The 7,545-nt window shown below is 64.5% G+C and carries 9 protein-coding genes; 3 read left to right on the forward strand and 6 right to left on the reverse strand.

From position 1 onward, the window contains the following. Positions 1 to 20: 20 nt before the first annotated feature. The 5 genes from urtB to ACO1XS_RS13040 form a co-directional block, all read right to left on the reverse strand. Positions 21 to 1,634, reverse strand: a complete 1,614-nt coding sequence (gene urtB / locus ACO1XS_RS13020) for an urea ABC transporter permease subunit UrtB (RefSeq protein ID WP_486390842.1) — start codon at positions 1,632 to 1,634, stop codon at positions 21 to 23. 126 nt (positions 1,635 to 1,760) lie between these two features. Next, entirely contained in the window at positions 1,761 to 3,056 is a 1,296-nt protein-coding gene (urtA, locus tag ACO1XS_RS13025) for an urea ABC transporter substrate-binding protein (RefSeq protein ID WP_331571603.1), read from the reverse strand. Positions 3,057 to 3,401: 345 nt separating this feature from the next. Next, positions 3,402 to 3,725, reverse strand: a complete 324-nt coding sequence (locus ACO1XS_RS13030) for a rhodanese-like domain-containing protein (RefSeq protein ID WP_331571601.1) — start codon at positions 3,723 to 3,725, stop codon at positions 3,402 to 3,404. A 74-nt stretch (positions 3,726 to 3,799) separates the two neighbouring features. After that, entirely contained in the window at positions 3,800 to 4,453 is a 654-nt protein-coding gene (locus ACO1XS_RS13035; RefSeq protein ID WP_486390843.1) for a protein-L-isoaspartate O-methyltransferase family protein, read from the reverse strand. A 128-nt stretch (positions 4,454 to 4,581) separates the two neighbouring features. Next, positions 4,582 to 4,839, reverse strand: a complete 258-nt coding sequence (locus ACO1XS_RS13040; RefSeq protein ID WP_331571672.1) for a hypothetical protein — start codon at positions 4,837 to 4,839, stop codon at positions 4,582 to 4,584. A gap of 194 nt (positions 4,840 to 5,033) precedes the next feature. Between ACO1XS_RS13040 and ACO1XS_RS13045 the strand changes: the two genes are divergently transcribed. The 3 genes from ACO1XS_RS13045 to ACO1XS_RS13055 are packed head-to-tail and all read left to right on the forward strand — an operon-like array spanning position 5,034 to position 6,816. Further along, positions 5,034 to 5,360 carry a YkgJ family cysteine cluster protein gene (locus ACO1XS_RS13045; protein ID WP_486390846.1) on the forward strand — a complete coding sequence of 109 codons (327 nt, stop codon included), beginning with the start codon at positions 5,034 to 5,036 and terminating at the stop codon, positions 5,358 to 5,360. Continuing rightward, on the forward strand, positions 5,357 to 5,950 hold the full coding sequence (locus ACO1XS_RS13050; RefSeq protein ID WP_331571597.1) for a DUF1439 domain-containing protein: 594 nt from the start codon (positions 5,357 to 5,359) through the stop codon (positions 5,948 to 5,950). Before ACO1XS_RS13045 ends, ACO1XS_RS13050 begins: the two co-directional genes overlap by 4 nt. 29 nt (positions 5,951 to 5,979) lie before the next feature. Next, positions 5,980 to 6,816, forward strand: coding sequence for an undecaprenyl-diphosphate phosphatase (locus ACO1XS_RS13055; protein WP_486390844.1), 837 nt, complete (start codon positions 5,980 to 5,982; stop codon positions 6,814 to 6,816). A 33-nt stretch (positions 6,817 to 6,849) separates the two neighbouring features. Here the strand turns inward: ACO1XS_RS13055 and trmB are convergent. Continuing rightward, positions 6,850 to 7,545 (reverse strand): tRNA (guanosine(46)-N7)-methyltransferase TrmB (gene trmB / locus ACO1XS_RS13060; RefSeq protein WP_486390845.1); only part of this gene is annotated, 696 nt, incomplete at its 5' end.

Here is a 7,545-nt window from a genome sequence, read left to right on the forward strand (position 1 = left end):
GGTGGAAGTCATGGCTTGCCTCATGCGCTGCGTCCTTTCAGGGCGAACAGCCCCTGCGGACGCTTCTGGATGAACAGCACGATCAGCACGAGCACGGCAATTTTCGCGAGCACGGGGCCCGAGAACGGCTCGATCGCCTTGGCCAGCAGCCCAAGGCCGAAGCTGCCGAGCACCGTGCCCGCAAGCTGGCCTACGCCGCCGAGTACGACGGCCATGAACGAGTCGACGATATAGCTTTGCCCGAGATCGGGGCCGACGTTGCCGATTTGCGAGAGCGCGCAGCCGCCGAGCCCGGCAATGCCGGCGCCGAATGCGAACGCGTATGAATCGATGAGCGCTGTCTTGATGCCCACGCAGGCGGCCATATTGCGGTTTTGCGTGACCGCGCGCACGAAGAGTCCCAACCGCGTGCGCGTCAGCACGGCCCACGCGATGGCGATGACGGCCAGCGAGAAAGCGAGAATCGTGAGGCGGTTGTACGGCAGGATCAGATCGGGAAACAACGCGACGCCGCCCGTCATCCAATGCGGATTGGCAACTTGCACGTTTTGCGCGCCGAAGATCGAACGCGTTGCCTGCATCAGCACGAGGCTGACGCCGAACGTCGTCAACAGCGTTTCGAGCGGTCTGCCATACAGATGCCGGATGACGAGCCGCTCGATGACGATGCCGACCGCCGCCGCGGCGAGGAACGCCGCGGGGACGGCCACGAGCGGATACCAGTCGAAGGCGCCGGGTGCGTAGCGTTGAAAGACGTTCTGCACGAGGTAGGTGGCATACGCCCCGATCATCAGGAATTCGCCATGCGCCATGTTGATGACGCCGATGACACCGTACGTGATGGCGAGCCCGAGCGCCGCGAGCAGCAGCACGCTGCCGAGCGAGATGCCCGCGAAGATCGTTCCGGCGATGCGGCTTTCGCGTGCCATCGAATCGAGCGCGTCGATCCCTTTTTGCGCGGCTTCGCGCACGCGTGCGTCCGGTTCGGCAAAACTGCCGTCGGCCTGTTTCGCGACGAGCGGACGCAGCAGGAGATACGTGTCCGGGTCGCGACGGGCCGCGACGAGCGTAGCGGCTTCGAGGCGCTTGGCCGCATCGCGGTCGGAAAGCGCCGTCATGGCCCAGAGCGTATCGAGGCGCCGCTTGAGCGCCGGATCGGTTTCTTTCGCGCGGGCGCTGTCGATGAGCGGCTTCATCGACGGATCGGGGGTGGCGAGCAATGCCTCGATCGCTGCGCGGCGCGCCTGCGGGTCGGGTGAGGCGAGCCGAAGCCCCGCCAGCGCGCCCGATACCTTGCTGCGCAACAAGTTGTTCAGCGTGATCGGCTGTGCATCGCCGATTGCGACTGTCTTACCCGTTATCGCATCGCGGGCGTGGTCGGCATCGTCACTGTCCTGAATCAGCACCTGAGCCGATGTGCCGGCCAGCGCGCGATTGTCGGCCAGTGCGTTGAGGACTGCTAACGAAGCAGGATCGTGCATGGCGACGAGCTTGTCGATGGCCGCCGATTTTTCTTCGAAATCGTCGCCTGCGAGCGGTGCGAGCTCGGCGGGCGTCAGCGCATGAGCGGCGCTGACGACGAGCGCGAACAGGAGCGGCGCAGCGCACAGGCAATAACGTAAGCGAGCGATCATGAATGACGCGCCGTGGGAAGTTGAGCGGGAATGCGTGATGCGATTCGAGAGAGCGGGCGCGGCGCGGCGACGCGTGCGGCGCGCCCGCTCTTTCAGAGCGGCATCAGGTGGGCAACGAACGCCGTGTTATGCGACGGCGCGCCGGCGCAGGAAACCGGGAATCGAGGCAACCACATCGGGCTTGCCCTGGTTCCCGGCGATATACGGGCTCCACGGTTGCGCACGGATGGCCTGCTTGGTCTTCCAGACCACGTTGAATTGGCCGTCGCCGCGGATTTCGCCGATCATCACGGGCTTGTGCAAATGATGGTTTCCGTCCATCGACAGGACGAAGCCGGAAGGCGCATTGAACGTCTGGCCGATCATGGCCGTGCGTACTTTGTCGACGTCGGTGCTCTTGGCTTTTTCGACAGCCTGCTTCCACATATGGATGCCGACGAAGGTCGCTTCCATCGGATCGTTGGTGACGCGCTTCGTGCCGCCCGCCAGCTTTTGCGAAGCCACCCATTCCGCCCACTGCGACTTGAACTTGGTGTTCTCGCCGGCTTTGACGGACATGAAGTAGTTCCATGCGGCGAGGTGACCGACGAGCGGTTTCGTATCGATGCCGCGCAGCTCCTCTTCGCCCACCGAAAACGCGACGACGGGCACGTCCGTGGCCTTGAGCCCCTGGTTGCCGAGCTCCTTGTAGAACGGCACGTTCGAATCGCCGTTGATCGTCGAGACGACCGTCGTCTTGCCGCCTTGCGCGAAGCTCTTGATGTTGGCGACGATCGTTTGATAATCGCTGTGGCCGAACGGTGTGTAGACCTCCTGGATATCGGCGTCCTTCACACCCTTCGCATGGAGGAACGCGCGCAGGATCTTGTTCGTCGTGCGCGGATAGACGTAGTCGGTGCCGAGCAGGAAAAAGCGCTTGGCCCCGCCGCCTTCGGGGCTCATCAGATACTCGACAGCGGGAATCGCCTGCTGGTTCGGCGCTGCGCCCGTATAGAAGACGTTGCGCGACATCTCCTCGCCTTCGTATTGCACGGGGTAGTAGAGCAGCCCGTTCAGTTCCTCGAAGACCGGCAACACCGATTTACGCGACACGGAGGTCCAACATCCGAACACGCATGCGACCTTGTCCTGCGTCAGCAACTGGCGGGCTTTCTCGGCGAACAGCGGCCAGTTCGAGGCCGGATCGACGACCACGGGCTCGATGGGCCGGCCCATCACGCCGCCTTTGGCGTTGATGTCGGCGATCGTCATCAGCGCGGTGTCCTTGAGCGACGTTTCCGAGATCGCCATCGTGCCCGACAGCGAATGCAAAACGCCGACTTTGATGGGGCCTTTCGATTCGGCCCGTGCAAACGGAATCTGTCCTGCCAGTGCGAGCGCGCTCGATGCCGTGCCGAGCTTCAACAAGCTGCGACGTTTCATGTGCTTCCCCTTGCCGTGGGTGAGATGCGATTTATAGGGATAGGACTGCTAAATAAACGGCCGAAGAGGTGCTGCCTCTTGGGCCCGCCGACCATCGCAAGCTATGTGCCAGCGACGAAAACGGCGCGCACGCACAGCGTTGGCGCGAGAGAGCAAGCAGGTGAGTGGCGGGAAAGCGCGAAATTGGTGCGCGATGCGGGCGCGCGCGCCTCTTTGCGGTGCCTCGCGCGCAGAGATGAGGCGCGGCGTGAGTGAAGATGGTGAAGGGTGCAGCTCGCTGAAAGACAAAACGCCGGCGACGGCCGGCGTTTATAGATCGAGCTCGGAAGGGTTGCTTCGGTGTACTCAGTAAGTCGGCACGGCCGGATCGACCTGGCGCGACCAGGCGTCGATGCCGCCTTGCAGGTTGAACACCTGCTTGAAGCCGCGCGATTCGAGGAACATCGCCACGTTCGCACTGCGAGCGCCGTGATGGCAGATGCAGACGATGGGCGTCTCGTCGTCGAGCTCTTCGCTGCGGGCGGGAATCTCGCGCATCGGAATCGAGACAGTGCCGCCGATGGCGGCCGTGGCGAGCTCCCACGGCTCGCGCACGTCGAGCAGCACGGGCGAGGGGCGCGAATCGTCAGCCAGCCAAAGGGCGAGGTCGGGGGCGGTCACGTTTTGCATCTGGGCACTCGGTCGGATAGGCGATAGGCGGGGCGGCAGTGCCGCCCCCGCAAGGATTGCGGCCTTTGTCTGGGTCAGAACTTGAAGCGCGGCGGCTCGACGGCGTTGATGAGCGGCTCGACATACGTTTCGAAGACGTCCGCCACGCGAAATTGTTTCTCGTCGATGCGCGTGATGATCTGGGCTTTCATGACCGGCGCAACACCGACGAAGGCGGCGAGGCGGCCGCCGACCTTCAACTGCTCGAGCATTTCCTGCGGCAGCACCGGCAGACCGCCGGAGACACAGATGATGTCATAGGGCGCCGCGCCGATCCAGCCGCGAGCGCCGTCACCGGTTTCGACCTGGGCGTTCAACACGCCGTTCGCGGCGAGGTTCTGCTTCGCCAGTTCGGCGAGTTCGGGCTTGATGTCGATCGTCAGGACGTGGCGGGCACGATGCGCGAGCAATGCCGCCATATAGCCCGAGCCCGCGCCGATTTCGAGCACGCTCTCGTGCTTTTTGACGGCCAGATCTTGCAGCACGCGCGCTTCGACGCGCGGCGCGAACATGTGCTGGCCCTCGGGCAGCGGCAGTTCGAGGTCCGCGAAGGCGAGCTCGCGATAGGCGGCGGGGACGAAGTTTTCGCGTTTGACGATCGAGAGCAGATTCAGCACATCCTGGTCCAATACATCCCAGGTGCGGATTTGCTGCTCGATCATGTTGAAACGGGCTTGCTCGATGTTCATGGCGGCTTGACGGGCTTGAGACGAAAGCGGTTCGACAGCTTGAATGAGAGAAACTGCGGGATTGTACCAAACCGCCGATCCGCGCCGGGCGGGGCACGCCGGCCGTGGCGGCGTGTCGGCCGGGATGCTCAGCGCCGGCTGCGCTTGATCTGGGCGTCGAAGGCCGCGTCGAGCTTGCTTTGTCTTTTCGGCTGGGCGGGGGAGAGCGAATCGACGAACGCGACGAACGCGTCGAGCGGCATCGGCTCGCCGACGGTGCGCTCGGCACCGCCCGCTCGATCGACGAGGCGGAAAACGCCGCCGGGCAGGCTCAGGGCGGCGTAGGCGCTATTGCCGCTGCGTGTCTTGAGTCGTTCGACTGCGTAGATTGCCTTCGTGCCGCGCATGATTCGGTTCTCGTCGAGCTGAATGCCGCAAAACATCCACTGTACCAAGGTCGGCCGCGCGGCGGCGGCTTTGGGCATCTGGGCGCGAACGCAGGCACAATGCCGCTTGAGATATTGCTCCGGGACGCCGATGGCGGCGAACCGATTTCGTCATTCATGTACCGAGGATCCAAGCTGTGGCAGCCGATGTATCGATGACGCCGCCAACCGGTGAGCAGCACGCGTGCCGCCCTGGCTGTGGCGCCTGCTGCATCGCCCCATCGATCACGAGCCCGATTCCGGGCATGCCGCACGGCAAGCCGGCGGGCGTACGCTGTGTCCAGCTTGACGACGAGAATCGTTGCGCGATCTTCGGCCGCCCCGAGCGTCCGGCATGCTGCTCGGGGCTGCAGCCGGAAGCGCAGATGTGCGGCACCTCGCGCAAGGAGGCGCTCGCCTGGCTTTCCCGGCTCGAGGAACTGACGCGGCCGGCCACGGATGCGCCGGCCCCCCAATCATCTGGATACGGAGAAGCTGCATGACAGATGTCGTTCGTTCGCACCGACGAAAATTCGTGCGGACGGTTGTGACGCTCGGCGCCGCGGCCGCGTTTGCCGCGCCTTTTTCCGCCTGCGCGAGCCGCACGTTTCCTTTCATCCCCGATCACTACACGTTCTCGCAGCGGCAGGTGCAGGCCGCCGTCGCACGCAAGTTTCCCTACCGCCGCGACGTATCGCAGTTGTTCAATCTGGCTTTGACGAATCCGGTGGTCGGCTTCGCGCCGGACGCGAACCGCGTGCTGATCACCGTCGATGCGCACGTCGCCAGCCCGTTCCTGCAAGACCCGGTGGACGGCGCGCTGACTCTCTCGAGTCGTCTCGAGTACGACGGCGCGCAGCATGCTGTCGTGCTGCGTTCGCCGAGTGTCGATCATGTCGATGTCGCCGGCGAGGCACGGGCCTACCGGCAGCAGATCGAAGCCGCCGGCGCGCTCGCCGCCGCACAGTGGCTGGACGGCTATCCGATCTACACGTTCAAACCCGAAGAGCTTCAATTTGCCGGTGCCACCTTCGAACCCGGTACAATCACGATCCTTACAAACGGCATACGCGTTCAGATCGTCGAGAAATAGCTCGGCGCGCGGTGCCATCCGGAGGCTCGATGGATTGGATACTGATCGCGAAGGCGGTGGTTCTCGGCGTCGTCGAGGGCATTACCGAGTTCCTGCCGGTCTCGAGCACCGGCCATTTGATCCTGGCCGGTAAACTGCTCGATTTCAACGGCAGCGGCGCCAAGACGTTTCTCGTCGTCATCCAGTTTGGCGCCATTCTGGCGGTGTGCTGGGAGTATCGGCGGCGTATTGCGGCCGTCGTCGCGGGCCTCTTTACCGATGCCAGCGCGCGGCGCTTCGCCATCAATGTCGTCATCGCGACGATACCCGCCGTCTTGCTCGGCGTGCTCTTCGAGGCGCAGATCAAGCGGGCCCTGTTTGCGCCGGTGCCCGTTGCGTTCGCGCTCGTGATGGGCGGAATCGTCATTCTATGGGCGCAGGCGCGCGAGCGTTCGCGCGGCGAGACGGGCGCCTCGATCGGCTCGCTCGATGAATTGCGGCCGCTCGATGCGTTCAAAGTCGGCTGCGCGCAGTGCTGCGCATTGATTCCCGGCGTCTCGCGCTCGGGCTCGACGATCATCGGCGCCATGCTGCTCGGCGTCGAACGGCGCGTGGCAACGGAGTTTTCGTTTTTTCTCGCCATTCCCATCATCGTCGGCGCAACGCTCTACGAGCTCGCCAAGCATGGCCACGGCGCGCTCGTGGGCACGGGCAGCGTGCTGACGGTCGGGACCGTGGCCGCGTTCGTCAGCGCATTCGTGTGCGTTCGCTGGCTGCTGCGCTATCTCGCCACGCACGATTTCACCGTGTTCGCCTGGTACCGCATCGCGTTCGGCATGCTCGTGCTCGTCATCGGTTACAGCGGCGAACTCGACTGGCGCGCTTGAGAATCCGCGCAGCGCCATGCACGCGCCGGCGCGTCAACCGGCGCGCTTTTTGAAAACGAGGTCCCATACCCCATGCCCGAGGCGTAGCCCGCGGCGCTCGAATTTCGTCACCGGGCGATATTCGGGCCGCGGCGCATAGCCCTGCGCGGTATTGTCGAGCGACGGCTCCGCCCCCAGCACTTCGAGCATTTGTTCCGCGTAGTTCTGCCAGTCCGTCGCGCAATGCAGATAGGCACCCGGCTTGAGCCGCGAGACCAGCTGCGCCACGAACGGCGGCTGGATCAATCGGCGTTTATGGTGGCGTGCCTTGTGCCACGGATCGGGAAAGAAGATATGGACGCCGTCGAGCGAAGCGGGCGCCAGCATATGCTCGATCACCTCGACCGCATCGTGCTGAACGATGCGGATGTTAGTGAGCGCTTGCTCGTCGATCAACTTGAGTAGCGCACCTACGCCGGGCTCGTGCACTTCGACACCGATGAAATCGTCGCCGGGGCGCCGTGCCGCGATCTCCGCGGTCGTCGCGCCCATCCCGAAGCCGATTTCGAGCACGCGCGGAGCCTCGCGGCCGAATATCGCGTTCCAATCGGCGGGCTCGCCCGTGTAGGGCACGACGAAGCGGGGCCCGAGCTCGTCGAGGGCGCGGCGTTGGCCCGTGGAGACGCGGCCGGCGCGTGTGACGAAGCTGCGAATGCGCCGCAAGTGCGGCTTGGCCGTCGCAGGGTCGGA

This window comes from Trinickia sp. (genome assembly GCF_057351765.1).